Annotated in this window: 34 protein-coding genes, 1 tRNA gene and 1 pseudogene; 20 read left to right on the forward strand and 16 right to left on the reverse strand. The window is 62.1% G+C overall.

Going from position 1 to position 26,048, the window contains the following annotated elements:
- Positions 1 to 197: 197 nt before the first annotated feature.
- From J2126_RS12625 to J2126_RS12660, 8 genes are all read left to right on the forward strand, one after another.
- The gene (locus J2126_RS12625) at positions 198 to 1,073 is read left to right on the forward strand and encodes a LysR family transcriptional regulator (RefSeq protein ID WP_011191349.1); all 876 of its coding nucleotides are present in this window, start codon (positions 198 to 200) and stop codon (positions 1,071 to 1,073) included.
- 146 nt (positions 1,074 to 1,219) lie between these two features.
- Positions 1,220 to 1,663, forward strand: a complete 444-nt coding sequence (gene msrB / locus J2126_RS12630) for a peptide-methionine (R)-S-oxide reductase MsrB (protein WP_004099035.1) — start codon at positions 1,220 to 1,222, stop codon at positions 1,661 to 1,663.
- A gap of 1 nt (position 1,664) precedes the next feature.
- On the forward strand, positions 1,665 to 2,204 hold the full coding sequence (gene msrA, locus J2126_RS12635; protein WP_003464967.1) for a peptide-methionine (S)-S-oxide reductase MsrA: 540 nt from the start codon (positions 1,665 to 1,667) through the stop codon (positions 2,202 to 2,204).
- 140 nt (positions 2,205 to 2,344) lie between these two features.
- Positions 2,345 to 3,049 (forward strand): glutathione S-transferase N-terminal domain-containing protein, encoded by a 705-nt coding sequence (locus tag J2126_RS12640; protein ID WP_003464969.1) that lies wholly within the window; start codon positions 2,345 to 2,347, stop codon positions 3,047 to 3,049.
- Positions 3,046 to 4,014, forward strand: coding sequence for a magnesium and cobalt transport protein CorA (locus tag J2126_RS12645; RefSeq protein ID WP_052819672.1), 969 nt, complete (start codon positions 3,046 to 3,048; stop codon positions 4,012 to 4,014). Before J2126_RS12640 ends, J2126_RS12645 begins: the two co-directional genes overlap by 4 nt.
- Positions 4,015 to 4,108: 94 nt before the next feature.
- Positions 4,109 to 4,681, forward strand: coding sequence for a hypothetical protein (locus J2126_RS12650; protein ID WP_052819673.1), 573 nt, complete (start codon positions 4,109 to 4,111; stop codon positions 4,679 to 4,681).
- A gap of 89 nt (positions 4,682 to 4,770) precedes the next feature.
- A complete protein-coding gene (locus tag J2126_RS12655) occupies positions 4,771 to 5,220 on the forward strand; it encodes a hypothetical protein (RefSeq protein ID WP_052819674.1) in 450 nt (149 codons plus the stop codon).
- Between the two features lie 106 nt (positions 5,221 to 5,326).
- Complete coding sequence (locus J2126_RS12660; protein WP_004099044.1) at positions 5,327 to 5,728, forward strand: RidA family protein; 402 nt, start codon at positions 5,327 to 5,329, stop codon at positions 5,726 to 5,728.
- A gap of 30 nt (positions 5,729 to 5,758) precedes the next feature.
- On the opposite strand, the gene J2126_RS12665 is transcribed toward J2126_RS12660, so the two are convergent.
- Complete coding sequence (locus J2126_RS12665) at positions 5,759 to 6,586, reverse strand: MFS transporter (RefSeq protein WP_245327301.1); 828 nt, start codon at positions 6,584 to 6,586, stop codon at positions 5,759 to 5,761.
- Between J2126_RS12665 and J2126_RS12670 the strand changes: the two genes are divergently transcribed.
- Positions 6,569 to 7,396, forward strand: a complete 828-nt coding sequence (locus tag J2126_RS12670) for a HEPN domain-containing protein (RefSeq protein WP_159091606.1) — start codon at positions 6,569 to 6,571, stop codon at positions 7,394 to 7,396. The genes J2126_RS12665 and J2126_RS12670 overlap by 18 nt on opposite strands.
- A gap of 138 nt (positions 7,397 to 7,534) precedes the next feature.
- Entirely contained in the window at positions 7,535 to 7,783 is a 249-nt protein-coding gene (locus tag J2126_RS12675) for an RNA polymerase sigma factor (protein WP_197283317.1), read from the forward strand.
- A gap of 313 nt (positions 7,784 to 8,096) precedes the next feature.
- Here J2126_RS12675 and J2126_RS12680 read toward each other — a convergent pair whose 3' ends face one another.
- Complete coding sequence (locus tag J2126_RS12680) at positions 8,097 to 8,750, reverse strand: NADPH-dependent F420 reductase (RefSeq protein ID WP_052818847.1); 654 nt, start codon at positions 8,748 to 8,750, stop codon at positions 8,097 to 8,099.
- A gap of 19 nt (positions 8,751 to 8,769) precedes the next feature.
- Positions 8,770 to 9,483: an SDR family oxidoreductase gene (gene bdcA, locus J2126_RS12685; protein WP_209487309.1), complete on the reverse strand. Its 714-nt coding sequence runs from the start codon at positions 9,481 to 9,483 to the stop codon at positions 8,770 to 8,772.
- Positions 9,484 to 9,554: 71 nt separating this feature from the next.
- Here bdcA and J2126_RS12690 point away from each other — a divergent pair, with 71 nt between their 5' ends.
- Positions 9,555 to 10,148 (forward strand): TetR/AcrR family transcriptional regulator, encoded by a 594-nt coding sequence (locus tag J2126_RS12690; protein ID WP_052818849.1) that lies wholly within the window; start codon positions 9,555 to 9,557, stop codon positions 10,146 to 10,148.
- Positions 10,149 to 10,168: 20 nt separating this feature from the next.
- Here the strand turns inward: J2126_RS12690 and J2126_RS25340 are convergent, their stop codons facing one another.
- The 6 genes from J2126_RS25340 to J2126_RS12720 all read right to left on the reverse strand — a co-directional run bounded on the left by J2126_RS25340 (position 10,169) and on the right by J2126_RS12720 (position 13,923).
- A complete protein-coding gene (locus tag J2126_RS25340; RefSeq protein ID WP_245327302.1) occupies positions 10,169 to 10,927 on the reverse strand; it encodes a hypothetical protein in 759 nt (252 codons plus the stop codon).
- An 8-nt stretch (positions 10,928 to 10,935) separates the two neighbouring features.
- A complete protein-coding gene (locus tag J2126_RS12700; protein WP_052819067.1) occupies positions 10,936 to 11,427 on the reverse strand; it encodes a DM13 domain-containing protein in 492 nt (163 codons plus the stop codon).
- Positions 11,428 to 11,430: 3 nt separating this feature from the next.
- Positions 11,431 to 11,901 (reverse strand): peroxiredoxin family protein, encoded by a 471-nt coding sequence (locus J2126_RS25345; protein ID WP_026227543.1) that lies wholly within the window; start codon positions 11,899 to 11,901, stop codon positions 11,431 to 11,433.
- 150 nt (positions 11,902 to 12,051) lie between these two features.
- Positions 12,052 to 12,342, reverse strand: a complete 291-nt coding sequence (locus J2126_RS12710) for a DUF1330 domain-containing protein (RefSeq protein WP_011191344.1) — start codon at positions 12,340 to 12,342, stop codon at positions 12,052 to 12,054.
- A 62-nt stretch (positions 12,343 to 12,404) separates the two neighbouring features.
- Positions 12,405 to 12,836: a GlcG/HbpS family heme-binding protein gene (locus J2126_RS12715; RefSeq protein WP_004357630.1), complete on the reverse strand. Its 432-nt coding sequence runs from the start codon at positions 12,834 to 12,836 to the stop codon at positions 12,405 to 12,407.
- A 73-nt stretch (positions 12,837 to 12,909) separates the two neighbouring features.
- Positions 12,910 to 13,923: a zinc-binding alcohol dehydrogenase family protein gene (locus J2126_RS12720; protein WP_209487311.1), complete on the reverse strand. Its 1,014-nt coding sequence runs from the start codon at positions 13,921 to 13,923 to the stop codon at positions 12,910 to 12,912.
- A gap of 605 nt (positions 13,924 to 14,528) precedes the next feature.
- Here J2126_RS12720 and J2126_RS12725 point away from each other — a divergent pair.
- The 8 genes and pseudogenes from J2126_RS12725 to J2126_RS12760 all read left to right on the forward strand — a co-directional run bounded on the left by J2126_RS12725 (position 14,529) and on the right by J2126_RS12760 (position 19,636).
- Entirely contained in the window at positions 14,529 to 15,134 is a 606-nt protein-coding gene (locus J2126_RS12725) for a sulfite oxidase-like oxidoreductase (RefSeq protein ID WP_052818850.1), read from the forward strand.
- Positions 15,127 to 15,870, forward strand: a complete 744-nt coding sequence (locus J2126_RS12730) for a ferredoxin reductase (RefSeq protein ID WP_052818851.1) — start codon at positions 15,127 to 15,129, stop codon at positions 15,868 to 15,870. Before J2126_RS12725 ends, J2126_RS12730 begins: the two co-directional genes overlap by 8 nt.
- Before the next feature lie 68 nt (positions 15,871 to 15,938).
- Positions 15,939 to 17,204, forward strand: a complete 1,266-nt coding sequence (locus tag J2126_RS12735; protein ID WP_052818852.1) for a thiolase family protein — start codon at positions 15,939 to 15,941, stop codon at positions 17,202 to 17,204.
- 52 nt (positions 17,205 to 17,256) lie between these two features.
- Positions 17,257 to 17,529, forward strand: a complete 273-nt coding sequence (gene grxC / locus J2126_RS12740) for a glutaredoxin 3 (protein WP_052818853.1) — start codon at positions 17,257 to 17,259, stop codon at positions 17,527 to 17,529.
- 66 nt (positions 17,530 to 17,595) lie between these two features.
- Positions 17,596 to 17,877, forward strand: a complete 282-nt coding sequence (locus J2126_RS12745) for a DUF427 domain-containing protein (protein WP_052818854.1) — start codon at positions 17,596 to 17,598, stop codon at positions 17,875 to 17,877.
- Between the two features lie 166 nt (positions 17,878 to 18,043).
- Positions 18,044 to 18,310, forward strand: a complete 267-nt coding sequence (locus tag J2126_RS12750; RefSeq protein ID WP_052818855.1) for a hypothetical protein — start codon at positions 18,044 to 18,046, stop codon at positions 18,308 to 18,310.
- Positions 18,311 to 18,508: 198 nt separating this feature from the next.
- A pseudogene (locus tag J2126_RS12755) lies at positions 18,509 to 19,003 on the forward strand (Dps family protein).
- 54 nt (positions 19,004 to 19,057) lie between these two features.
- Positions 19,058 to 19,636: a peptide-methionine (S)-S-oxide reductase gene (locus J2126_RS12760; protein WP_218142126.1), complete on the forward strand. Its 579-nt coding sequence runs from the start codon at positions 19,058 to 19,060 to the stop codon at positions 19,634 to 19,636.
- Here the strand turns inward: J2126_RS12760 and J2126_RS12765 are convergent.
- The 5 genes from J2126_RS12765 to J2126_RS12785 all read right to left on the reverse strand — a co-directional run bounded on the left by J2126_RS12765 (position 19,590) and on the right by J2126_RS12785 (position 22,971).
- Positions 19,590 to 20,222: a class I SAM-dependent methyltransferase gene (locus tag J2126_RS12765; RefSeq protein WP_052818857.1), complete on the reverse strand. Its 633-nt coding sequence runs from the start codon at positions 20,220 to 20,222 to the stop codon at positions 19,590 to 19,592. The two genes, J2126_RS12760 and J2126_RS12765, sit on opposite strands and share 47 nt — an antisense overlap.
- A 108-nt stretch (positions 20,223 to 20,330) precedes the next feature.
- Positions 20,331 to 20,744: a nuclear transport factor 2 family protein gene (locus tag J2126_RS12770; protein WP_052818858.1), complete on the reverse strand. Its 414-nt coding sequence runs from the start codon at positions 20,742 to 20,744 to the stop codon at positions 20,331 to 20,333.
- A gap of 84 nt (positions 20,745 to 20,828) precedes the next feature.
- The gene (locus J2126_RS12775) at positions 20,829 to 21,428 is read right to left on the reverse strand and encodes an NADPH-dependent F420 reductase (RefSeq protein WP_108606858.1); all 600 of its coding nucleotides are present in this window, start codon (positions 21,426 to 21,428) and stop codon (positions 20,829 to 20,831) included.
- Positions 21,429 to 21,455: 27 nt separating this feature from the next.
- The gene (locus tag J2126_RS12780) at positions 21,456 to 22,223 is read right to left on the reverse strand and encodes an SDR family NAD(P)-dependent oxidoreductase (protein WP_052818859.1); all 768 of its coding nucleotides are present in this window, start codon (positions 22,221 to 22,223) and stop codon (positions 21,456 to 21,458) included.
- A 13-nt stretch (positions 22,224 to 22,236) separates the two neighbouring features.
- The gene (locus J2126_RS12785; RefSeq protein WP_052819068.1) at positions 22,237 to 22,971 is read right to left on the reverse strand and encodes an SDR family NAD(P)-dependent oxidoreductase; all 735 of its coding nucleotides are present in this window, start codon (positions 22,969 to 22,971) and stop codon (positions 22,237 to 22,239) included.
- A gap of 228 nt (positions 22,972 to 23,199) precedes the next feature.
- Here J2126_RS12785 and J2126_RS12790 point away from each other — a divergent pair, with 228 nt between their 5' ends.
- Positions 23,200 to 24,093, forward strand: coding sequence for a LysR family transcriptional regulator (locus J2126_RS12790; protein WP_052818860.1), 894 nt, complete (start codon positions 23,200 to 23,202; stop codon positions 24,091 to 24,093).
- Between the two features lie 85 nt (positions 24,094 to 24,178).
- Here J2126_RS12790 and J2126_RS12795 read toward each other — a convergent pair.
- Both J2126_RS12795 and otsA read right to left on the reverse strand, forming a co-directional pair.
- A tRNA-Leu gene (locus J2126_RS12795) sits at positions 24,179 to 24,263 on the reverse strand.
- A 308-nt stretch (positions 24,264 to 24,571) separates the two neighbouring features.
- Positions 24,572 to 26,047, reverse strand: coding sequence for an alpha,alpha-trehalose-phosphate synthase (UDP-forming) (otsA, locus tag J2126_RS12800; protein ID WP_209487313.1), 1,476 nt, complete (start codon positions 26,045 to 26,047; stop codon positions 24,572 to 24,574).
- Position 26,048 lies beyond the last annotated feature (1 nt).

Below are 26,048 nucleotides of genomic sequence, written 5' to 3' on the forward strand. Positions count from 1 at the left end.
CTCTCAGAACCTTCGACGGAGCTGAGCGGAGCGCACCGCCAACCGGTAATCGTCATCTCAGGCTATCATTTATATGTCTGGCGCATATAGACAAGCCCCTATATCATGATTATATGCGCCAAGCATACTTCTGCGACCTGCTTTCCAAAGGCGGTCTCACGGAAGAGGTATCAGTCAGGCGCGTGGGCCAAAGGACTATGGAACTCAATCAAGTCAGCTATTTCATCAACTTGGCCGAGACGCTGAATTTCACAGCGGCCGCTCGCTTGAGCGGTGTGTCACAGCCAAGTCTGACCCGCGCGATCCGCCGCTTGGAAGATGAGCTTGGCGGGCCGCTGATCTATCGCGACGGGAAGAACAGCCGCCTGACTGGCCTTGGCCATGACGTCGAGGCAGAATTCCGGCGCATGGTGGTCGCGATGAAGAGCGTTCGCAATCACTCGGAGCACTGGGCGATGGGGGGGCACCGCGTGCTGGATGTCGCCGTCGCGCCCACCGTCGGACCAAAGGAATTTACGGCATTCTTCGAGAGCGCATTGGCGGAGATGCCATCCATCGAAATTAAGCTGCACTCGCTCCAGTCGAACGAGGACACATCGGAGGTGCTTTCAGGAAAATACCACGCGTGCATCATGCCGCGTGAAACAAGACCGGAACGCAAGCTGGATGTGCATCCTCTATTTCGGGAGCGCTTCGTGCTCGGCTGTTCTGCAAACCATCCCTTGGCGGCCAACGAGATCGTGCGCGGCGAAGACCTGCTCGAGTTTCCATTCGTCGATCGCCTGAAATGCGAGTTTCGCGATCGGATCCTCGATCACTTCGCGCGACGGGACTTGCTCATGCGACCTCGCTTTCGATCAGATCGCGAGGACTGGGTGCAACGGGTCGTCGCTGACGGCCACGCCATATGCATTCTTCCGGAACGATCGCCGACCGTGCAAGGCCTCGTGACTCGGCCGATCGACGGATTTGTCTTGGAGCGCGAAGTCGTGATCGCGACAGTATCCGGCTCCACGGCAACGGTCGAGATACGGAACATCGCGCAGCTGGCAGCCCGGTACGAGTGGAACTGAATCACGACGTGAAGAGCTTCGGCGCTATGGAAACTATACGCGCAGCGTATTGGATAAATCTGGGGCGCACTGCGATAGTCGGCGCAATGACTGCAAAGATAAATGACAGCGTGTCGAGCTCTCTAGATTAAGTATTGGAGACTATCATGAAGTTTGAGAAGTCACAGGCAGCAGTTGACCGCCTGACCCCCGAGCAACGCCGGATTACCCAGGATTCGGGGACCGAAAGGCCCTTCACGGGTGAGCACAACGACAACAAGGAGCCTGGCATCTACGTCGACATAGTGTCGGGAGAGCCGCTGTTCGCTTCAACGGACAAGTTCGATTCGGGTACTGGCTGGCCCAGCTTCACCAAGCCGATCGTTCCGGCAAACGTGAACGAGGTGCGGGACAGTGCACACGGCATGGTCCGGACGGAGGTCAGGTCGGTACACGCCGACAGCCATCTGGGCCACGTGTTCCCGGACGGTCCTTCCGACCGCGGCGGTCTGCGCTACTGCATCAACTCTGCGTCCCTTCGCTTCATCCCGCGCGACGAGATGGAGTCCGAGGGATACGGTGAATATCTCGATCAAGTAGAGGAGGCTTAACATGCATCAGCGCGCTGTTCTCGCAGGAGGATGTTTCTGGGGCATGCAGGATCTGATCCGCAAGCGGCCCGGCATCATCTCGACCCGTGTGGGTTACACGGGCGGCGATATTCCGAACGCCACGTATCGTAATCACGGCACGCATGCCGAGGGGATCGAGATTGTCTTCGACCCGACAGTGACGAGCTACCGGAACATCCTGGAATTCTTCTTCCAGATCCACGATCCGACGACGCTGAACCGCCAGGGCAATGATCGTGGGCTCTCCTACCGGTCGGGCATCTATTATGTCGACGAGGAGCAGAAGCGCGTCGCCGAGGATACGATCGCCGATGTGGATGCCTCGGGGCTGTGGGATGGCAAAGTGGTGACCGAGGTCCAGCCGGTCGGCGAGTTCTGGGAGGCCGAGCCCGATCACCAGGATTATCTGGAGAAGCGCCCGGGCGGCTACACCTGCCACTTCGTCCGTCCCGGCTGGGTGCTTCCGAAGCGCCAAAAGGTTGACGACGTACAGCCAGCGGCCGGGACCGCGGCGGAATAGGCTTCACTGCCGTTGCCACTGCGCCGGTCCGGTCCGCAATCTTCGTGACCGCGTCGTTCAGCGACGCGGTCATCGAACCCTACTTCAGAGTGACGGCTCGTTCCAGTCAGTCGCCATCGCAACACCAGGATCGCAGATTTATGCCAGACCTCTCGTCCTTTCCGATCACGCAGCGCTGGCCGGCATCTCATCCCGATCGCCTGCAACTCTACGCAGCCCCTACGCCCAATGGCGTCAAGGTCTCGATCATGCTTGAGGAGACTGGCCTGGCGTACGAGCCCCACCTGATCGACATCTCGAACAACGAGTCGAAGGATCCGGCGTTCGTGTCGCTGAACCCGAACGGACGCATACCGGCGATCATCGATCCGGCTGGCCCTGACGGTAGACCCATCGCCTTATGGGAATCCGGTGCGATCCTCCTCTATCTGGCCGACAAGACGGGTCAGTTCATCTCCACCGAACCAGGCCAGCGTTACGAGACCCTAGCGTGGGTGTTCTTTCAGATGTCGGCCATCGGGCCGATGTTCGGTCAGCTCGGCTTCTTCCTGCGATTTGGCGGCAAGGACTATGAGGACAAGCGGCCGCAACAGCGCTTTATCGACGAATCCACGCGTCTGCTGGGGATTCTGGATCGCCGGCTGGAAGGCCGCGACTGGATCGTCGACGACTATTCGATCGCGGACATCGCGACGCTCGGCTGGGTGAATGCGCTGGTGGAATTCTACGCTGCGGGTGACATCCTTGGCCTCAGCAGCTTTTCGAACGTCCGCGCATGGCTTGGACGCGGGCTGGCTCGACCGGCCGTCCAGCGTGGCCTCCACATTCCCGCGAGGCCAGCATGAGCATCATCGCCGCCTATTATTACAACGAAGGCAAGCGAGTTCGCGAAATCGCGCTCGATGAGCACGTCAAGTTGGGCGAGAGTCGCTCGGGCTTCTGCTGGATCGCGCTTAGCGAACCCACCCCCGAGGAACTACTCGCGATCCAAAGGACATATAATCTTCATCCGTTGGCGATCGACAACGCGATGCACCCGCTGTGCCCGCCCAAGCTCGAGGTCTACAACGATGAGTTGTACGTCGTCGCGCAGACCGCCGAGCTGGTCGGCGACCGGATCAGCTACGGCAAGATGGCGATCTTCACCGGTCACAATCACCTTATCACCGTGCGGCACGGCAATGCCGGAGCGCTGGGCAAACTTCGGGAGCAACTCGAGGCATCGCCGACGCAGTTCGGCAAGGGTGTCGACTATGTGCTGCACGCGATCTTGCATCGCGTGGTCGACCAGTATCTGCCCATCTTCGAAATGATCGAGGACGACGTCCTGGCGATGGAGCGACGGTCGCTGCACGATTTCCTCGGGCCAGAAGAGGTGGCGCGAATCTTCGAACTAAGGTCCGAACTCACGCGGTTCCAGCGCACGCTCGGGGCTATGGCCGAGCTGGTGCGAAAGCTCGTTCGCGGCCACTTTCCCTGCATCAGCGCCGAAATGACACCATATTTCCACGACGTCGCGGACCATGTCCACCGCGTGCAGTCCATGGTCGACGGCCTCCTGCTTGTCCTGTCCACGGTCTTTGAGGCCAGCAGCCTTCTGGAAGCGCAAAGGATCGGTGTGGTCACCCGCCAGCTCGCGGCCTGGGCGGCGATCTTGGCGGTCCCGACGGCGATCGCCGGAATATACGGCATGAACTTCAAGCACATGCCGGAACTGGACACGCCATATGGCTACTTCGTCGTGCTCGGAGTGATAGCGGTGTTCTGCCTTCTCCTGTTCGTGCGCTTCAAGAAGGCCAAGTGGCTATGAGTAACGCACTTCGCGAGCTTCTCCGTCCGCTGCCGAGTCGCAGCGCGCTTTGTGCGCGAGCGTGTCCAATCCAGTTCAAGATGAAGGTACTTCCATGTCCTCCCAGGTGACCGACGTTCTAGAAGCAGTCCAGTCATTCATCGCCAAAGGCTATGACCGCGAATACCGCGTCAAGGACGGCAATCTCGTCGATCTCGAACTAGGGTCAACCCTCGATGCATGCAGCATTCGCGTCGATGCGGCGTTGCGCCTCGAGAGCGGGGACGACGGCGAAGATGCCTCCAACATCTACGCGATCACCGATCCGGCGACAGAGCATAAAGGCCTGTTGATCGACGCCTTCGACGTGTTCCACGAAATCTGCCCCCGCGACTTGTCCGAGCGCCTTGTGGCGCATCGGGAAACAGCACCGGCAGGTGACCAGGACGCGCCGAGCAAGCACGGACTACGGAAAGTCTACAAGAGCGAGTTTCACAGCGATCCCGAGCGCTACGTTCTGCGCGAGGGCTTTCCAGACTTCCCGCCATGCCCTTTCGGCCAATCCTTCAGCATCCTCGGCTTCGATACTGCCGAGCAGGAATATGTCTGGCTCGTCACGAGTATCATTCGAGATCCTCGGCTGATCCGAGTTCCATACCAGGGCGAAGACGTCATCAGCGACGAATAGCGGTGTCGCCTAGCCCGGGGGAGGTTAACCTCCGGGCGCTACACATCTGCAAGCTGAACTTTAAACACATCGCAAATTAGGAGGTGATTATGGACTGGAACAAGGACCACATCCGACAAACGATGCTCTCGCTGGAGACCGCAGCCTTGCACAGTGCTCGTGAGAACTACCTGGACTATGTCTCTACCGCTCGGCTCGACCGGAGCGAACCGATCGAAAACGACGAACTAGCTCAGGCCGAGGTCGCGAGCGACTTCGCTGAAGCGCTCGATGACACGCTCCATGACTATGCGGATAAACTCGAAAAGCTCAGGACGATCGATTTCGGCCCCAAGTTGGCCGTCGGCGAAGGCGCTGTCGTCAAGCTGTCCGGCCGCCACTTTGTGATCGCGGTGTCAACGAGCAAGTTTACCTGTCAGGGGCGTGAGCTCATGGGCATTTCCACGATGGCGCCGATCTTCGAAGCGATCGAGGGTGCCCGAGCCGGGGAGACCGTGCAGTTCAACGGCCGGGACCTCACCGTAGAAGACGTGGAATAAAGCCCTCCACCGCAGCCGGCGCGCTAGTGCCGAACGCCCTGCATCTCTTTCTGCATGCATACGGTCACTTGCAACCGCATTGACCTGGCTCATCAGAGGCAAACTCATGACAACACCTTCATTCTTCATCACCCCCGGATACGGGACGCGCCTGCATGACGCGCTTCATTATTCTCAGGCAATGCGCATTGGTGACCGCGTGGAGATCTCCGGACAGGGCGGATGGAACGACGATCTCGTCATTCCGGAGTCGATTGAGGAAGAGATCGAGCAGGCGTTCAAGAACGTGGAACGGACGCTCGCGACCGCCGGAGCACGCTGGCCGCATGTGGTCCACGTCAATTCCTATCACGTCGGTGGTTTCCCTCCCGTGATCAACGAAACAATGGCCAAGCTGTATCGCCACTACATGCCCGACCGCGCTCCAATCTGGACGCAGTTGGGAATCGAAGCGCTGGGGCTTCCAACCATGCGTATCGAAATTCGCGTAACAGCTATCATCGCCTGACCCCGCGGTTCGTGCAGGCGCCGTGCCGCGCTAATCCCGCACGCCCTGCGCCCGCTTCTCGATGCAGATCATCGTATCGAGAGATCCGGTTATCATCGGCGTGCTCGGAGAACGGGGGGCCGCCTTGGCCTGGTTGGCGCGCCTCGGCTGCCTGCGGGCGATGGCCAGCACTGCCAGGAGCGCGAGCAACGCCGCCGCATAAAGGAACAGGCCGCCAGGGCCGACGATATTCATTGCAGCTGCTCCTATTAAGGGGCCAGCGGCTGTCCCGATCCCGTTGAGCAACAGAAGCCCGCGCGCGGTGCCGAGTAGCCGACCGGCCGGAAGATCGTCGTTTGCGACGGCGAGACACAACGAATAAATCGGGATGCCAAAGCCGCCAAACAGCGCACCCGCCGCAAGGAGCAGCGGCAGAGGCGCTTCCACCGCCAACGCTACGCCGATGGCAGACGCTGCGGACGCCAGCGCCGCACCGGCGATGACAAGATTCCGGGGCACTCGATCCGAAAGCCAACCGAGTGGCCAATGGAAGGCGAGCGTTCCACCAAGAACCGCAGCCATGAAGGCGGAGATACCGCCCACATCGAGGCCGATGCTCTGTGCGAAGTTCCCGCCCATGCCCCAGAAACCACCGATAGCCAGGCCGGCCAGGAAAGCGCCAGCCGCAGCGAGAGGTGATACGAGGACGAGGTCCCTCAACGCGACCCGTTCCTGTTCCACCTGGGCCGGCGGATGAATGGGCAGCAAGGTGATCGGAACCACCGCCGCTGATATCAGCAGCGACACGATGAGGAACAATGTCACGTCGGCGGGCGGTGCGATGTCCGAGATGGTCAGATTTTGAAGCTGTTGCTGCATGGGCCATATGCATCGGGTGCATGGGTCGATGACCCCGGCGGCAGGTACTTCGCTGACTATGACCTCCTGGTCCTGGTCAGCAGCGAAAGGCTGGCGGATGTCGGGGAGTTTTGGCTTGAATGCGAAAGGAGCCTGTTGTTCGCTTCGGTGAATCGAGAACACCTCAGAACGCCTGTGCGGCTCACGATCCTGAGCTTCGAGCGATTCAGCAACGAGATTTACCAGGGAAATCGATACTTCCAGAACATCATGGAAGAGTGCGTTGTGTTGCATGATGCGGACCCTACCGTTTGGCCCGACTGCAACGCGGTGGCGGCGCTCGATGTAGTTGCACAGGCCGACCGCCACCGAGCGGAAGGCTTCGCGCTTGTTGCCGAGTTCCTCGGATCAGCGAAGCTGTCTGCCGCGAATGGCTGGTTCCGGAAGGCCGCGTTCGACCTGCATCAAGCCACCGAACGACTCTACAATATCGCCTTGTTGGTGCTCCTAGGGCGCACCCCACACACCCATAACATCGTCGACCTGCGGAAGCTTGCCGAGTCTGCGAGTGAGCAGCTTCGCGTCGTGTGGCCGACTGAGACCAAAGAAGATCGCAGGTGCTTTGAGCTGCTTCGTGCTGCCTATAACAAGTCCAGATATAACCGGCACTATCGGGTCGCTGCCAGCGAAGCTGCTTGGATGATCGAGCAGGTCGAGTATTTGTCCGACCTCGTCAACGACGCGTGTGACAGGTGGATCGACGGATTAAACAGTTCCCGGGACCAACTCGTGAAGATCCCTACGACAGACGGGGCAGATGATCGGCGTTAGGGAACCAGCGAGGCTGTCGACCGAGACAATTTCAGGGGTGAGCAGACCGCGGTCGATAGCGAACGCCCGCAAATTCACAACGCGGGAGATGTGAACATGCGGAGACGAAACTTTCGGACACCCTTTACGAGACAGCGATTGTCGCAGGCAGAAGTGGAATTCCAGGCACCGCAGGAGGCGATCAATTGCGACCAGCGCAAACTCCTTACCGCCGTCACCGCTCTGCCCGAGCCTATGAGGGACGTTTTCTTACTCAACAGGATTTCAGGGCTTTCATACGCTGAGATCGCACATCACCTCGACCTTGATATCATTATGGTGGAGAGCAGGCTTAGCGAAGCGCTCATTGCACTAGACCAAGCTGTCTTCTCCGAAGCCTCTGGCTAGGTGCATCACGGACTAGGATGGTGCGGCTGCAATCTGTCGATGGCGAGCCGCGCTTCAATCGCTAGCGGTCGCCTCTGCGCCAGCAGCGGTCATTACCGACTTGGTTGAAAGGCGATATTCCGCTCTTCACACAGACCCCGGTTTTCAGTCGAACACCGTAGGCCTTGTCGGCGTGATCGCGGATCGCTGCTGGCCTCTCGGCGATACTGACCGCGGCAGGCGCAGACCGACATGAACGTGATGCCCGGCGAGGGCGAGAACGGCGAAGACCTCGTAGGCATAGGGCGCTGTGGTCGGGCAGAGGCCGCCTGCCCTATCTCGGTGGGAGCGGTGTCGCCTTGGCAAGGTTAGCAACCAGCTCGGGACGCGTTTGATGGTCGTGCGCGTGCCATGCGGGCTGACCCGGACCGCTACGCCAGGACTCGCTAAGCGGGCTGTTGTCCGCCGTGTCGAAGCCGAACTGGTCGTACAGTCGCGTGACCAGCGCCACCGCTTCGGGATAGTCGCTCGACACCGACAGCGCGTGCCGCCCCGGCGTGCCAGCGGGCCGCGCCGACAGCAACAGGCGCGGCGCCTGGATATGCGTGAACGCCTTCGCGACCTTGGACGTTGGCAGCTGGTCCTGCCGCAGTTCGTGCTCGGTCTTCGCGCCGGTATCGACGAGGGCATAGCGCCCGTCGCGCCACGGCATATAGTTGTTGGTGTCGAGCACGATCTTGTTCGCCAGTTGCGCCACGGGCATGTCGTTGACCAGCTTGAGCGGGACCGCGATCACGACGAACTCTCCCGCCTCCGCCGCACCGGCAGCGGTCGCGGCGCGGGCAGACGGCCCGAGCTCCGCGACCAGCCCGGCCAGGGTTTCGGGCCCGCGCGAGTTGGCGATGACCACCCGATAGCCGTTGGCGATGGCGGCGCGGGCAATCTGGCTGCCGACCTCGCCTGCGCCGATGATGCCGATGGTGGTCATCGGCGTTCGCGCCGCCGGATCAGGCACCGAACGCGCCGTCGATGGTGTGCATGGCGCCCGTAACGAACCCCGCCTCCTGGCCGGCGAGCCACGCCACCATGCCCGCGACTTCCTCCGGCCGGCCGTGGCGCTTGATCGCCATGAAGCCGTGCAGCAGCTCCTTCATGGGTCCGTCCGCCGGATTGGCGTCGGTGTCGATCGGGCCGGGCTGCACCACGTTAATCGTGATCCCGCGGGACCCGAAGTCGCGTGCCAGCCCGCGCGCCATCCCTTGCAGCGCAGACTTGCTGAGCGCGTAGGAGGACATGCCGGGAACGGGCATCCGGTCGCCGTTCACCGATCCGATGACGATGATCCGGCCGCCCTGGGGCATCTGGCGCGCGGCCTCGACCGAGGCATGATAGGGCGCGTGGATATTGATCCGGAACAGCCGGTCGATTGCGTCCGGATCCTGCTCCAGCGCATCGCCGAAAACACCGATTCCGGCATTGACGACCAGCACGTCGAGCGCGCCACTGTCCTTCACGCGCGCGATCACCGCGTCGCGATCCGCGCTGTCCGTCTCGACAGCAGTGCTGCCCGTTTCGGCCGCCAGCGCGTGGGCCGCGTCACGCGAGCCGGAATAGGTAAAGGTCACATTCGCGCCATCGGCCACAAAACGCCGAACGATCGCCGCGCCGATCCCCCGACTGCCACCCAGCACGAGAACGGATTTCGCCTCAAACGCACCCATCGGACTCTCCTTGATCAATAACTTACGACCCGCTACATAAACGGTTCGAAACATTCGTCAAGGTATTTGTAGTGGCTCAAACAAAAATACGCCGTGCACGAGGCAGACCGCGCCTGTTCGACCCGGACGAAGCGGTCGCGACCGCCCAGCGGCTGTTCCATTCGCGTGGCTACGATTCCGTCAGCATCGCGCACCTGACCCAGGCGATCGGGATAAACCCGCCGAGCTTTTATGCCGCCTTCGGCAGCAAGGCCGAGCTCTACAGCCGCATTCTCGATCGCTATGCCGGCACCGGCGCGATCCCGCTGTTCGATCTGCTGAAAGCCGATCTCCCGGTCGCGGAATGCCTCGTCGCGGTGCTGGAAGCGGCGGCGCGGCGCTATGCCGCCGATCCGGACGCGGCGGGATGCCTCGTTATCGAGGGGGTGCGCTGCACCGACCGCGAGGCACGCGAGGCGGCCGGAACGTTCCTTGCGGCGGCGGAGGGGGCGATCCATCGCTTCGTCGCCGCGCGCCATCCCGATCAGGCCGAGCGCGTGACCGACTATATGAGCACCGTCATGGCCGGCCTGTCCGCCAGCGCTCGCAACGGGCACGATCTCGATCGCCTGCTCGCCGCCGCCCGGCTCGCCGGGGCTGGTCTTGAGCAGGTGGTTCGCGGTTAATCTGCAAACTCGGCAAATGATCAGGACGTTATCGACCGGAAAGGTTGGTCGCGAACACCGCGTCGCGCTGCCGCTTCAGCGTTTGCGTGCCATCCGACTTGGACACCTGGATATGGCCGATGGGCAATGCGCACTCCTCCAGAAAAGACTGAAAGCTCCCGGGCACTGCGGCTTATCGTGCGGACGCGAAGCTGACATGCTGAAGGTCCGAAACGAGTCAAAAGCGGCCAATGGCCGGGATCGAACATTCCGTGGTGCGGGTGGCCGGGGTCGAACCGGCACTCCTCTCGGAACTGGATTTTGAGTAACGCCTGCCCGATTGCCCATGAGCCCATAGAGACAACTCCGAATATCGACAGGAGCTGCCCGCGCGTGGATGGCAATGCGTGGGCGTTGAGCCAACTCTCCGTTGCGAGGATCATGCCCGCGTAGGCGAAGCCGGTAATCAGGCGAAGCGGCATCCAGGCGATCGGCTCCACGAACGCCACATGGAGAAGGGCGGTCATCGAGGCAATCGCCGCGAAGCCGGCGAAGGTTCTGACATGTCCCACGGAGACGATGATCGGTGGCAACACGAGCGCGCCGATCGTGAAACCCGCGAAGTAGAAGGACATCATCGCGCTGATCGCGCCGGTCGAGAACCCCTCATGGCCGGCTCTCACGATCAGGAGCGTGCTCAGCAGGCCATTGCCCAGCAGCAGAGCGGCGACGCTCAGCAGCAGCGCCGCCACCGGCGCGAGAACGAGGCCGCGCTTGCCCGCCGACCTCATGGTATCCATCGCCGGGCTCATTCTCGGGCCTGACGTGAGGGTTGATACTCTGCCGCACTGATGAACTGGTCGAATGCTTCGCACCAGATGACGACCGTGTTGTAGTCGCGGACATCGATGCCGGCAGGCACCTCGACGATGAAGCCGTTGAACGTCTTCACGTCGCCCACGCGGACTGATCTGTCCTTGATCAGGAGAAAGGCCTCCTTCGTGTCGACGAAACGTGGTGCGAGGTAGAGCTTGTAGTCGGGACCAGGGGCGAGGCGCCCGATATGGGCGATACGGTCGCGCGAGACCCGGATCTCGCCTTCCCCCCAGTGAAGCAGGTCGCTGCCTTTGAGATCGCGGGCCAGACGCCCTGCGTAGAGCGTCTCGGCTGAGATGGTCCGCAAGGCCGCCGCGTCCGGGGCCTGGGGAGCGGTCAGGATCGGCAGCGTGTAGACACCGCCCGCGAAGCCCATGGCGAGCATCGCGAGATGGGTGGCAATCAGGATGACCCAGCGCCGCATCGGTTACACCAGCTCCAGTCCCTTCACGAGCTGATCGGCGTCGAGATGGAAGTCCGAGAATACGATGCGGCCGCCAGCGTCCATCACGGAGAACCAGGGCGTTCCCCGCGTGCGGTAGTCCTCCATGAAGGTGGGAAGCGTCGCGCCGGCAGGTGGCTCGTCGTGACCGAACGCGACAGGAAGCGCATACTTGAGCTGGTTCACGCGCAGCTTCTCGAAGGTGTTCTCATCCGCTCCTTCGAAGACGGTCTGGATCACCGCGAAGCCCACGCCCTTGGCGCTCAATGCACCATGCAACCTTTGTAGCGTCGGAAATCCATGCAAATGGCAGCCACGGCACCAGTGCTGGAAGGCGAAGAGGACTTTCGGGCCGGTGCCGAGATCCGACAGCTTGAGCGGCGCGATGCTTTCTCCATCCACGCCAATCCATCTCTGCACCCGCAGCTCGGGGGCTTGTCGTTCGTCGACGCTCATCTGATCCTCCAATTCCGATGCAGAAGTCCGATGAGTGGTCGCGTGTGGCGATGGCACGCGAACCTCACCGCCTTGATCCCTACAGGTTGTAGGATGCGAGTTCGCCGACAGATACCTCGTGGCCAGCGCCGCCGTTCTTCCGTCGGTGTGTCACCGCCGCCCCTCAATGACAAAGGCGCGATAGCGGGAACCGGCAAAACGGTGCGCAGCGATGGTTTGGTAGGCGGGGCTATGATACCAATCACGGGCGGCCTGCATCGTCGGGAACCGCAAAATTACGGCCCCTTCGACGGGCGGCCCCTCCAAATGCTCCATCGCGCCATAAGCGGCGAGAAAGGTTACGTCGTGGCCATCGAACGATGGGCCGACGCCTGCAGAATAGGTTGCGAGTTCTTCCGGATCGGTGGTTTCTTCGCGGGTGAAGACGACGAACGCTTCCATCTTAAAGTCTTTCATAAGGTCGGATCTGCAGGCCACCGCCGCTGGCGATGGCCTTAAAGTCGTCAGGCTGGCAGCTCGAACCCGATTTTCGTGAGTGCCTCGACGCACGCATCCTGATCCTGCTGATAGTTGCCTCCGGAGATGCCGATCCCGCCGATCAACTTCCCGTCTTCCAGGATCGGATAGCCTCCGCCGACAGCGACCATCCGGGGGCGATAGGCCAGCGGCGCCACTTTCGGATCGTTCGAAACATAGTCGTTCCAGACATGGGTCGGATACCCAAACGAGGCGGAACTCCAAGCCTTGTCGATGGCAACATCGACGGTGAGAAACGGCGCGTCATCAGTGCGCTCGAACGCGCGCAGGTTACCGGTGGCGTCGACGACGGCGACCGCAGCCGGGATGCCGATTGTACGTGCCGCGGCGATCGCCGCGTCGATGAGGGCGACGGCGGTTTCGCGGTTGATCGAGGCGGTGGCAATGGATTTCGTCATGGAATTTCCTTCGCCGTGGCGTAATCCGTCCGGCGTTCTTGAGGTTAGAAAAGACGTTCGGCGGTGGCAGTCATCAGAAGCCTTCGAGGACAATCTTGCCTCTTGCTGCGCCACTTTCGATTAGTGCGTGCACCGTCTTCAGATTGGCGGCATTAATTGGCGACAATTTTTCGGTTAGCGTCGTGCGAATTTTGCCGTCGTCCACCAGCACCGCCAGCGAATTGAGGATCTTGCCCTGCTCATCCATGTCGGGCGTGCCGTAGAGCGACCGTGTGAACATCAGCTCGTGGTGGATCGACACTGCCTTGCGCTTGAACAGCATGACGTCGAGTGCCTTGGGATCGTCGATGAATCCGAACCGTCCTTGCGGGGCGATCAGTTCGGCGATGTCGGCGACATGCTGCTCGGTATGCGTGGTCGAGAACACGAAAGCGGGAGCGCCGATGCCGAGCTCGGCAATCTGTGGCGCGAGCGGCCGAGAGTGGTCGATGACATGATGAGCCCCAAGCCCTTTAACCCACTCCTGGGTTTGCGGCCGAGAGGCGGTGGAGATGACGATGAGATCCGTGCGCTGTCGCGCGATCTGGATGGCGATCGACCCGACCCCGCCCGCACCACCGATGATGAGGATCGCCAGCGCCGCACCGGGGATAGGCTTTGTCACATCCAGGCGGTCGAACATCGCTTCCCATGCCGTCAACGTCGTGAGCGGCAGCGCCGCCGCTTCCGCCCAGTCGAGCGACGCGGGCTTACGACCGACGATCCGGGCGTCGACGAGATGGAACTGCGCATTGGTGCCGGACCTTATGAGCGATCCGGCATAATAGACCTCGTCGCCTGCCGCGAACTGCGTCACGTCGGGGCCGACCTCGCGCACGATCCCGGCCGCATCCCATCCGAGCACCTTCCAGTCGCCATCGGCGGGCGGCGTGCTGCTGCGGATTTTGTAATCGACCGGATTGACGGAGACGGCCTTGACCTCAACCAGGATATCGTATCCTGCAGCGACAGGCCAAGGCAGATCGATGTCGACCAGCGCGGCGTCCTCGGCGATGGGTCCCGGAACCTTGTAACCAACGGCTTTCATCAGTGTCTCCAGCTTTCTGTATCCTGAAGTCTTGATCGATCAGACCGAAAATTATTTCGAACTATACTCAGGATTTAAAGATTTCGCGTGGTCAGACTATGACGGTATGGGCGCAACATATCCAATAGCGGCACGACATAGTTTCCATACCTCTGAGCCGGATTCAGAAGATTATCGATAGTAGCGGTTTATTGCGGCTCGGCGGGTGAGATCCGGATTGAGGCGATAAGCGCCCAAGCGGTTGAGGATTCGACCTCTCAGCGGTAGCATTGGCAGGGGCGATCTCGCCCCCGAGCTCACACTACCGCTGGCAAGCCACGGCGTCCGGTCGAAATCCGCCAACGGAGATGCGCCTGTAGTGCCGCTGTAAGGCTATCAAAATTATAGCCACAGGGTATTGGGAAATCATGCCGGCCTGACGCTATAGTCTACACGCAATAACCACGACTCAAAATGATCCAACACTTTTCTATGCTAATAGAGCATCCGGTATCTGAGTTTGAGTGAATTGGCTCGTTCGGCGGTTGTGCGTGCAAAGGTCTTTTTTACAGAGTTCCGAGCTGAATCCGGTTCTGGTCTGTCGTGACAAGCAAGGAGGTTTCGCTATGGTCACCAGAGGTTTCACCGGCCGCGGTTCAGGCGGCGACCAGTCCGATCGGATTCCGCCAGGTCAGCATCTCGTGGAGAATTTCCCTGTTCTGACGGCCGGGCCAACGCCGAGCGTGGAGCCCTCCGATTGGAAATTCACCGTCAAGATCGGTCCGAAGCCCGTCAAAGTGTGGAACTGGAGCGAGTTCAACGCCCTACCCAAGACCAAGATGACCCGAGACATTCACTGCGTCACGTCCTGGTCCAAGCTGGATACCGCGTGGGAGGGCGTACTCGTAGAAGACATCCTTGTAGATGCAGGGCTCGATCGGCCCACCGATTTCGTTTTGGCGCACTGCTACGATAATTACTCGACAAACGTCCCGCTGGCGGATCTTCTCTCCGGGAAAGCGATGGTCGCCCTCAACTATGCGGGCAAACCGCTTCCCCGCGATCATGGAGGGCCGGCGCGTCTTCTGGTTCCGCACCTTTACTTCTGGAAGTCCGCCAAATGGGTGAACGCGCTGCAATTCACAACGCGTGACGAGGCCGGATTTTGGGAGCTGCGCGGCTATCACATCTACGGCGATCCGTGGCGCGAGCAACGATACACCAATGACTGAAAACGGCGCGCAAATCGCGTGGCAGCCATGCGTAATCGATGAAATCGTTCATCAAACCCCGAGTATCAAGAGCTTCTTCCTGCGGTTGAGCAAACCGTTCGCGCACATCGCAGGGCAGCACGTCGATGTCCGGCTGACCGCGCCCGATGGCTACAGTGCGATGCGCAGTTACTCGATCGCGTCTTCGGCAATCTCGTCTCCGACCGTCGAACTCGCTATCGAGCGCCTGCCGGATGGCGAAGTTTCGCCGTTCTTTCACGATGTCGCAGCGATCGGCGACGAAATCGAGCTTCGTGGTCCGCTCGGCGGCCATTTCCTATGGCCTGAACCTGCCATAGACCCAGTGCTGCTGATCGGGGCAGGCTCGGGCCTCGTGCCGTTGATGGCAATGATCCGGCAGCGCCGCGCGCTGGCCCAGGTCGTGCCGACAGCGCTGCTCCTGTCCGCACGAACCGCTGAGGACGTTCTCTTCTCAAAAGAGCTTCATTCCATCGAAGTCAGCGATCCGGCATTCGTCCTGGCGCTGGCAATTACGCGAGAGAAACCGATCCGCCCATCGGACTTTGCGCGACGGATCGACGGCGCGATGGTCCAGGAAATCCTGGCTCGGCTTCCCCGAAAGCCCACACAAGTCTTTGTTTGCGGGTCCAACGGATTCGTCAACATCGCGACCGAGGGCGCGCTGCTGGCCGGCCTAGACCCCTCCATTGTCAAAACCGAGCGCTACGGCGGCTAGCGGCGCAAGCTACTTCGCGTCCCGCCGATCGTGGACGTGCAGCCCACGGATTAATTTTGGAGATCATCATGAGCCGCTTTGCCGAACCCGTCTTCGTTGCCGCCGGCCTTCGGACGCCTTTCGGCCGCGGTGGAGGCGCGTTGGCTGCCTACGATGCCATCTCTCTGTCCGTGCCTGTCGTGCAGGCGATGGCGGCGCAGGCGGAGCCTGATCTCCTCGTCTGGGGAACCGTGATCCCAAACCTGGGCTGGAGCAACATTGCTCGCGAAACCTGGCTTGACGCCAAGCTAACTCCGAGTGTTCCGGCATTTTCCGTCGTCCTAGCATGCTCTACCAGCATGACGGCGACCTTCGCCGCGGCAGGGATGCTGGGCGGAGGAACGGACCTCACGATGGTCGGCGGGTCCGAAGTCATGAGCCGCCCGTCAATCGCCCTGACGGCCGAGGCATCGAAGCGGCTCACCGACCTCTTTGCGCAGGATGCGATGGCCGCGCTTGCCGCCCTCCAGTCTCTTACCCCACGCGACTACGTGCTTCCCACGAAGGGCTGGGCCAATCGGATCACCGGCAGGACGATGGGTGATCATATGGAAGAGACCGCTAAGGCTTGGCGAGTCTCGCGCGAGGCGCAGGATGATTGGGCGCTCAAGAGCCACCAGCGGGCAGTCGCTGGTTGGGAACGTGGCTTCTTCGACGATCTCGTGATTTCGCTGCCAGAGCTGGCGCGCGATGCGAACCCGCGCGCCGATACGTCGCCCGAACGGCTGGCCGCACTCAAGCCCGCCTTCGATCGCGACAGCGGGAGGGGAACCCTGACCGCTGGCAACAGCTCACCGATTACGGATGGAGCCGCCGGGTGTTGGATTGCCACCGAAGCCGGTGTGGCGAGACTCCCGGAGGGCACCCCCTACGCCCGGCTCGTCGACTACGAGATCTCTGCCGTCGATCTCCACACCGAGGGCCTGCTGATGGCGCCCTCCTATGGCATTCCGCGCCTGCTCGCGCGGCATCAACTCAGCTTCTCCGACATCGCACTCTGGGAAATCCACGAAGCCTTCGCAGCCCAGGTCCTGGCGAACGTCGCGGCCATCACCGATCGGGAGTGGGTGCGCGCGACAGCCGGTGTCCAGGCGGCTATGGGCGATTTCGACTGGGACCGCGTCAATCCCAATGGAGGCTCGGTCGCCCTGGGCCATCCGTTCGGCGCTACAGGCGCGCGCGACCTCAGCCAGGCGGTGAAGGAACTTTGGGCCATGCCGCCCGGATCGCGCGCAATCGTCAGCATCTGCGCCGACGGCGGTCAAGGCACAGTCGCCCTCCTCGAACGCGGCTGACGGTAGATCAACGCCATGACAGCGATCCGCTTCCAACTGTCGGAGACGCGATATGACAACTGATGTGCTGCTGTACAGCACGAATTGGTGCCCGTTCTGCCGCCGGGCGAAGACGCTCCTCAAGGAGAAGGGCGTGCAATGGAAGGAACTCGATATCGAGGCGGATCCGGTTCACCGGCAGGCCATGACGGAAGCGTCGGGTCGAAACACCGTGCCGCAGATCTTCATCAACGGCACGCATGTCGGTGGCTCCGACGAGCTTTTCGAGCTCGATGTCAGAGGCGAACTCGACAAACTCCTCGGGCGCACGCCGCGCGCCAACTGAGGGGGCGCGGCCCGGGCAGACACCCCATGACCCCGCGCCGGTTTTTGAACGGGAAAGGAGAGTCCGTTGGTCTCAGCTATCTGGAATGACGCCACCATCGCCACAAGCAACGAGACGGTCGTCGTCGAGGGAAACCACTACTTCCCACCGTCGGCGGTCGATTTTGGCCTGCTTGAGATGAGCCCGCACACGTCCGTCTGTCCGATCAAGGGCACCGCGCGCTACTTCCATGTTCGTGTGGGCGATGCGCTCAACGCGAACGCGGCCTGGACCTATCCCGATCCGACGCCGGAAGCCGAGGGCATTCGGGATCACGTCGCTTTCTGGAAGGGCGTGGACGTTGCATAGCAGACCGGTCAGGCGGCGGCTTCGCTGATGGCCCTGTGCAAGCGCCGGCATCTAAAATCTTCCGCCCATCCCGAAACGGCTCGGCTGAAGGACACTGCCCCGGGCCGTTCGGCGCCAACAGCGTCGAATCCTTGCGTCTCTGCCGGATCAAGACGGGTGGATTGAGATGGAGCATGCCGGGTTCGATGCCGCTTTCGCCAAGCTTGCGGAGGGATACAGCGAAGGCGCCTACGAAGGCCGGCGTTTCGGCCTGACTGTCCGGCGATCCGGGGATGGGCGCCGCAACAGCCTGTTCGCCAGGGAGTTGGCCGGGACCGACATTGTCAGCTTCAACCTCTACCGCGTTACGTCAGACAAAACCTTGCTGAAGCCGTGCGAGATGTCCGCCGAAAAGGTCGTGGCGTTCGTGCTGGATTTCAGACCGGCCCCCTGACGGGCAGGTGGCGGTCCCGGCCGACCGGTCCGCGTGCGACGCCCGCTCCCTACGACTGCGCAGGTCGCTCAAAGGTATCGAAACTATAGCCGCTGGTCATTGGACTTCGTCTGGCGATGAATTCATCTTCTATGCATCGCCATCCGTGGGGAAATCGGTGCTGGCTCCCGTGTAAGCCAGATTGAGAAAGTCTAAGCGATGACGAATAACAATTCCGCCACCCTTCCGACACCTTCTGATCTTGACGAATGCGCAGCGATGACTGTCGCCGACGCTCTGAAGATTATTCTCGCGAACAGCTTCGCGATCTACCTGTAGACAAAAAATTTCCACTGGCACGTCTCCGGACCCTACTTCAGGGACTATCATCTGCTTCTTGATGAGCAGGCCGCAGAGATCCTCGCCGCCACCGATGCGATCGCCGAGCGCGCGCGAAAGACGGGTAACACCACTATTCGATCGATCGGCGATATCGCGCGCCACCAGACCATCAAGGACAATGATGCTGAGTTCGTGACGCCGCAGGACATGCTGGGCGAGCTCCGCGCCGACAATCTCCACATGGTCGAGTCATTTCGCCGCGCAAAGGACGTCGCGGACAAGGCGAAGGATAATGCGACGTCCGGCCTTATCGATGCCTGGACGGACGAGGCTGAGCGCCGTGCGTGGTTCCTCTTCGAAATCAGCCGCTAGCACTGCGCAGGGCAAACCTACGTCAGGAATGACGTCTGGGCGTGGGAGGTGATGATGGCGAAGGCCGGCTTTGGAGGGGGATGCCATTGGTGCACAGAAGGAGTGTTCCAGGCGTTGCGCGGCGTCGCCCAGGTCGACCAGGGCTTTGTCCAGTCGGACGCGCCGGCAGATACCTGGTCAGAAGGGGTGATCGTCACCTTCGATCCATCGGTTGTTCCGTTGGCGACGCTGTCCGAGGTGCATCTCAGAACGCATTCCGCTGCCAGGGCCCGCTCACCTCGCAGCAAGTACCGCAGCGCGATCTACATCTTTGAAGAGAGCCAGCGGCCGGAGGCCGAACTGGCGATCGACCGCTTCACCGACGCGTCGGGCAAGCCGGTGCACACCCTGGTCCTCCCGTTTAAAGGTTTCAGGGCGTCGGACGAGCGTTACCAGAACTACTATCGAACCGACCCGAGCAGGCCCTTCTGCCGCCGCTACATCGATCCCAAGCTGGATCATATCCGACGGCACTTTTCGGAACTGGCGCTCCCTGAAGCGAAGCCGACTGTCGGGGAGATCGACATGAAGTCGGAGCCGGGGCCTGTCAGGGCTTCACGAACCGATAGGCGAAGCGATCGGTTTTGCCCTTGATCGAGGGATCGAACACCTTGATCGAGTGCGGATCGTCCTCGTTCGCGAGTATGGTGCTTACCGCGTCCAGCACGAAGCCGGCCGCCTCGACCTCCTCGCGGACGGACGCGGGATCGATCCGATGCAGCGACTGGGCGTCGCTCGTGCCCGACCCAGCGGCGGCGGCGTGGTCGACGATGACGTAGGACCCACCCGGCTTAAGCCGCTCGTAGACGGCTCGATTGAAGTTGGCCGCCGTCGCGCCCTTGTCCTGGATCAGCGCGGTGTGGAGATCGTGGTAAAACAGGTGCAGCCACAGGACATCCGCGGGCTGCGTGGCCTTCGGCATCGCCACGAGGTCCGCCGAGACGGCCTCGACGTTCTCTCGGCCCGGCTCCTTCGCAAGCGTCCGCATGCTGCCGACCGGATCGTTCTTGAAGTGGGCGACTTCGGCCGGCACGAAGCTGTAGACCCGTCCTTCGGGTCCCACGACGTCGGAGAAGAGGCGGGTCCAGTCGCCGTCGCCTGGGTAAACGTCGATGACGGTGCAGCCCGCATCGACGCGTGCGAACCGGATTAATTCGGATAGCTTGGATTGGTCGTACATCGGGCTCTCCTTTACGTTTGAGCAGTCGACGAGGGCGCGCGGGGTGCGAGAGGCGATGCAAGGCTGATCCACCGTATGCTCCGATGCGATGGCCGCAGATGGTCAGCGCTATGCCGGCCCGGACGCGTCCACCTGCGCGGCCCGAGCCAGTGCCTGCGTATCGACATATTCCCGGATGCTGGTCAGCCTGCCGTTTCGGACCGTGATGGCGAAGATCCAGTCATCCTCGAACGTTCTGTTCGTGGCCTTGATCTTCCCCCTGGCGAAACCGACGACCAGGACTCGATCTCCCTGCGCCACGAACTCTCGCGGTTCTGTGGACGTTTCTATCGACTTGGATGAGGTCTCAAGCAAATCCGCCAGCCCCGCATGTCCGCGGTGTATGCCGGCCAGCGGCCAGTCTTCGCCCGGGATGATCCACTCGATGTCTTCGGCGACTAGTGCCAGCAGTGCCTTCCTGTCGCCGCGGCCGATCGCGGCGAAGAAGTCCTTCACGGTCTGAACGTTCTTCTCAATGCTCATGGGAATTTCTCCATTTCGCACGGACCGCATCGCGCTCGATCCGATCCGTGCATCGTGCCCCTGCCGGTGGGTACGTCCTGTTCGTCAGCCGAACTTGACCAGGTCCTTGAAGATCAGATGACCCCAGCTATTTCCGTGCGCCTGGACGAGCAGCCCGCCTTCCGAAAGCCCGCCAAGCTTGATCGGTGCGAAGCCGAGATTTTCCGCGAGCGTACCGATTTGCGATGCAGCATTGTCGTCGTCGCTCGCCAGGAATACGACTCTTCTGCCACCATGTACGGCCGGGGACTGGTCGAGGACGGCCGCAACCAGATGGTTGAAGCCCTTGACCACTTTTGCTCCAGTGAAGGCCCGCGCGACGACCCTTGCGGACGGCTGTCCGCCCAGTTCCTCATCAGGCACGCCGTAGGCATTGGTCACGTCGACGATGATCTTCCCCTGCCAGGAGGGGAGCGCTTTCGCGACATCCGGGTGCGACTGGAAACGAACGGCCAAAAAGATGACGTCCGCCTTGACCGCCTCCGCGAGCGTCGTGGGGGTGATCCCGGGTCCGATCGCCGTCGCTGCCGACGCGAAGCTTTGCGGGTCGCGCGTGGTGGCCACGGATACGGCGATGCCCTTGCGAGCAAACGCCTTGGCGAGGGTTTGGCCGATCTCGCCGAAGCCGATGATTGCGTAGTTCATATCATTCTCCTTTGATTTTCGGTGCTGTCAGAGCCTGTAGCCGCCGCTCGCCTCGATCGTCTGGCCGGTTACCCAATGGCCGTCATCGGACGCCAGGAACGCCACGACGGCGGCGATTTCCGAAGGCTCGCCGAAGCGTCCCAGCGCGATTTGGGCCTCGATTGCCTTTACGAGTTCGGGATTTTCTCGGAAGGCAGCATTCGCGTCTGTCCGCGTGAATCCCGGCGCGACGGCGTTCGCGGTTATTCCGCGCGGTCCCAGCTCGGACGCGAGCGCATGGGTCAGATTGTTGATGGCCGCTTTGGCCATCGAGTAGATCGGCGCGGCTGTCACCGGCTTCGTGGCGGCGGCGGAAGAGATGTTGATGATGCGTCCGCCATCGGCGAGACGACTCAGGGCGGCCTGAACGATGAAGAAGGGCGCCCGGGCGTAGACCGCAATCAGAGTGTCCCAACTGTCCGGCGTCGCGTCGTTGAAGCCGACCCAGCCGGCATTGCCAGCGTTGTTGACCAGAATGTCGAGGGCCTTGCTTCCGTTCCGCTTGGTGAACTCGTCGTCGAGTCTCTCGAACAAGGCCGGGACGGTCGCCGGGTCAACGAGGTCCGCCTGGATCGCGAACGCAGTCCCTCCAGCTTTCTGGATGGCCACGACCGCCTCGTCTGCGCCGGATTTGCTGGCGTTGTAGTTCAGCGCGACCGTCGCACCGTCCTTTGCAAGACGTTCGGCGATGGCGCGGCCAATGCCCCGTGATGCCCCGGTAACGAGAGCTGTTTTGCCCTTTAGTGATTGTGTCATTTTATTTTCCTCCTCAGAGTTGGGCCAGGCCGCCGTCGACGGCGACCTCGCTGGCGGTCATGAAGCTGCTGTCCGACGATGCGAGGAAGGCTGCCGCCGCCCCTAGTTCTGCCGGAGCGCCCATGCGCTGAAACGCAGTCATTGAGCCGTAGGCCTTCAGGCCGTCCTTACCGAGCGCCTCGGTCGCGAGTTCGGTCGCAATGGCCCCGGGCGACAGGACGTTTACCCGGATGCCGGTGCCCTTGAGATCCTCTGCCCAGGTCCGGGCTAGGTTGCGCACGGCCGCCTTGCTTGCGCTGTAGGCGGTGAACGCCGGGGCGCCCGTGGTGCCGGCGCTCGATCCGGTCAGGATGATCGAGCCGCCTTCGCCCATCAGCGGCAACGCCTTCTGGACCGTGAAGATCGTACCCTTCACATTGACGTCGAAGGTTTCGTCAATGTGCTTGGCGGTAATCGCGCCGAGCTTAAGCTGGCTGCCCACCCCGGCATTGGCGAAGACGATGTCGAGGATTCCGCGCTCGGCCTTGACCGCCGCGTAGAGCCGGTCGAGGTCGGCCTCATCGGAGACCGAGCCCGCCACCGCGCGGGCATTGGGCCCAAGCTCGGCTACAGCGGCGTCGAGCGCTTCCTGCCGGCGGCCGAATAGGAAGACGAAGGCGCCTTCCTCGATGAAGCGCTTCGCTGCGGCGCGGCCGATGCCAGTAGCGCCGCCGGTGATCACGGCGGTCTTTCCATTCAGTCTGTTCATGTCATGCATCCTTCGTTTCGCCGTGTCGGGTCTATGGCTGTGCGGGGAGGTTCCCCCAGACCCACAACATGGGTTCGCCGGAGGTAGGCGGTGAGTGCGGAATCGCGCACATCGGTGGTGCGAAAACGATCCGGCTAGCCCATAAAGCGCCACGACGATCGCGCGCCCTCTAGCTTACTGTGTTAGAATGAACTTCGGAAGCCGCGCCACGCGGCGCGGAAATGCACCATGATCGACTGGGATGACGTTCGCTACTTTCTTGCCGCCGCGCGCGGAGGCTCAGTGCGCGCCGCCGCCAAGCACCTGGGGGTGAACCACGCGACGGTGTTGCGACGCATCGCCCAGCTTGAGGGACGCCTGGGGGCGCAGATGTTCGAAAAGCTGCCTTCGGGCTACCGGTTGACGGAAGCGGGCGAGGAGGTCCTCGAACTCGCGGAGCAGATGGAAGCGTCGTCGAACCGGCTGGAGACGCGCGTCTTCGGTCGTGACCAGAGCGCGCGCGGGCTTTTGCGGGTGACGCTTCCACCGTTCGTCGCCACACACCTGCTCATGCCGGATCTCGCCGACTTCGCGCGTATGCATCCTGACATCGAGATGGAGATCTCGTCGTCCGGCGAGCTTGCAAACCTGACCAACCGAGAGGCCGACGTCGCGATCCGGATTGTCGCCGACCGCAAGACCCTGCCGCTCAATCTTCACGGCCTGAAGGGACCAGAGCTGTTCAGCGGCGTCTACATGTCTCGCGATCGACTAGCCGCGTGGCGTGCGGGCGCGCCGGATCCCATGCGGTGGATCGTCATAGACAATCATGGACTCCCGGTCTGGGCGCGCGAGGGAGAGGTTCACACCACGGGAGTTCCGTTCAGGACGCCGGACGCCGAGACGCAGATCGTAGCCGCGCAGCAAGGGATCGGGATGACGAAACTGCCGTGCTTCGTCGGCGATGCCGACGCTCTATTGGTGAGAGTGCCGGGCACCGACCTGCCCATGCACGGGACGCTCTGGCTTCTCACACAGGGGGAGACGCGCAAGACGAAGCGCGTGCGGCTCTTCACTGAGTTCGTATCCCGCAGGCTCGCCGCCTACGCGCCGCTTCTCGCGGGGCTCATATCGCACGATTGATACCCGGCAGGTCTCCGTCGAACGCGAACGACCCACCGCCGCCGGTCCGCCGCGATAGCCTGCTGAGTTTGACCTGATTTAAGAATGGTGCGGGTGGTCGGAATCGAACCGACACTCCTTTCGGAACCGGATTTTGAATCCGGCGCGTCTACCAGTTCCACCACACCCGCACATTTGCCGCCGATTCTAGCCGACGCTCTCTGCACCTATACTGCACCTAGAGCGAAAACCGAATATCGCCAGCCACTTTTCCTTCCTTCTCAAACCCCTGAAAACACGACGTTTTCAATTCATCGTGTTTTTCTGTGGATTGGTAGACAAACCACTTTTTGAGTCCGCTGCGTCTACCAATTCCGCCACGCCCGCAGCCGAAGCCTCTTTATAGGCTTGCCGGCCGGGCGCCAACAGGAAAGCGGCGGGCCTGTCGCCCGTCCGCCCCGGATGTCGGTGCTTGCGGTGTCGGTCGCCGCAAACAGACTCAGGCGCCGCGCGGCACGGCGCTCGATCCCCAGCCCACAGGCAGGCGCACGATGCTGCGCATCGCGGCGCGGGGCAACGCGATGTCACGGCGTTCCGGCTGCGGGTCCGGCACCAACGCGGCCAGGAAATCCTCGGCCCAGCGGTTGATGTCGTGGGCTTCCAGCACCCGCATCATCCGGCGGTGCCGCTCGCGGCGTTCCACCAGGGGCATCTCCAGCGCCCGGCGCAGGGCGACGGCAACGCCCTCCGTGTCGTGCGGGTTGACGATGAGCGCGCCCGTGCCGAGTTCGCTGGCCGCCCCCGCGAACTGGGACAGGAGCAGCACGCCGGGATCGGCCGGATCCTGGGCGGCAACGAATTCCTTGGCGACGAGATTCATCCCGTCGCGCAGCGGCGTCACCAGCGCCACATTGGCGCGGCGGTAGAAGCCGGCGAGCGCCGAGCGGGAATAGGTGCGGTTCACATAGCGCAGCGGCGTCCACGAGACGTCGCTGTAGGCGCCGTTGATCTGGCCCGCCTTGTGGGAGACGTTCCGATCCATGTCCTGGTACTCCGGCACGTCCGTCCGGCTCTTGGGCGTGATCTGCACGAAGGTCACGCGGTCGTGCCAATCCGGTTCCTTGCGCAGGAACTGCTCGTAGGCATCGAGCCGGTTGGGAATGCCCTTGGAATAGTCCAGCCGGTCCACGCCGATGATGAGCTTGCGGCCGGAGAGACTTTCGTCGAACGCCTTCACGAAGCGGGTGCGGCTCGCATGCCGCGCCCGCCGCGCGAAGGCGCCCGTCTCGATGCCCACGGGGAAGGTGCCAAGCCGAACGCGACGGCCGCCGATGTCGCATCCCGTGCCATCGGGCGTCGATTGGCCGCCGCGGGTCTCGAGGTAGCGCGCGAAGTTCTCCCGGTCGCCCTCCGTCTGGAAGCCGACGAGATCGTAATAGGCCAGCGCTCCCACGGTATCCGCATGCTGGGGCAGGGCCTGGATGATGTCGGCCGGCGGCATCGGAATATGCAGGAAGAAGCCGATCCGGTTGTTGTGGCCCCGCTCCCGCAGGTATTTCGCCAGCGGCATCATGTGGTAGTCGTGAATCCACAGGATGTCGTCGGGCTTGATTATCTTTTCCAGATGATCGGCGAACATGCGATTGACGCGGATGTAGCCGGACAGGTCGGAGCGGTAGAATTCGGACAGGTCCACCCGATAGTGCAGGACCGGCCACAGCACGCGGTTGGCGAAGCCGTTGTAATATTCCTGATAATCCTCGTTGGCCAGGTCCACCACCGCATAGGTGACGCCCCCCTGGTTCGTCGCCTGGGGTGTATCGGAGGGGTCCGGCGAGATCCGGCCGCTCCAGCCGAACCAGATGCCCCCGCGATCCTTGAGGGCGGCGTTGACGGCGACGGCGAGACCCCCGGCCGGCGCGCCGGACTTCTGGGGGAGAGCCACTCGGTTCGATACGACCACGATGCGGGACACG

Origin of the sequence: Xanthobacter flavus, from assembly GCF_017875275.1 — a bacterium.
In the GTDB taxonomy this organism is placed as follows: Bacteria; Pseudomonadota; Alphaproteobacteria; order Rhizobiales; family Xanthobacteraceae; genus Xanthobacter; species Xanthobacter flavus_A.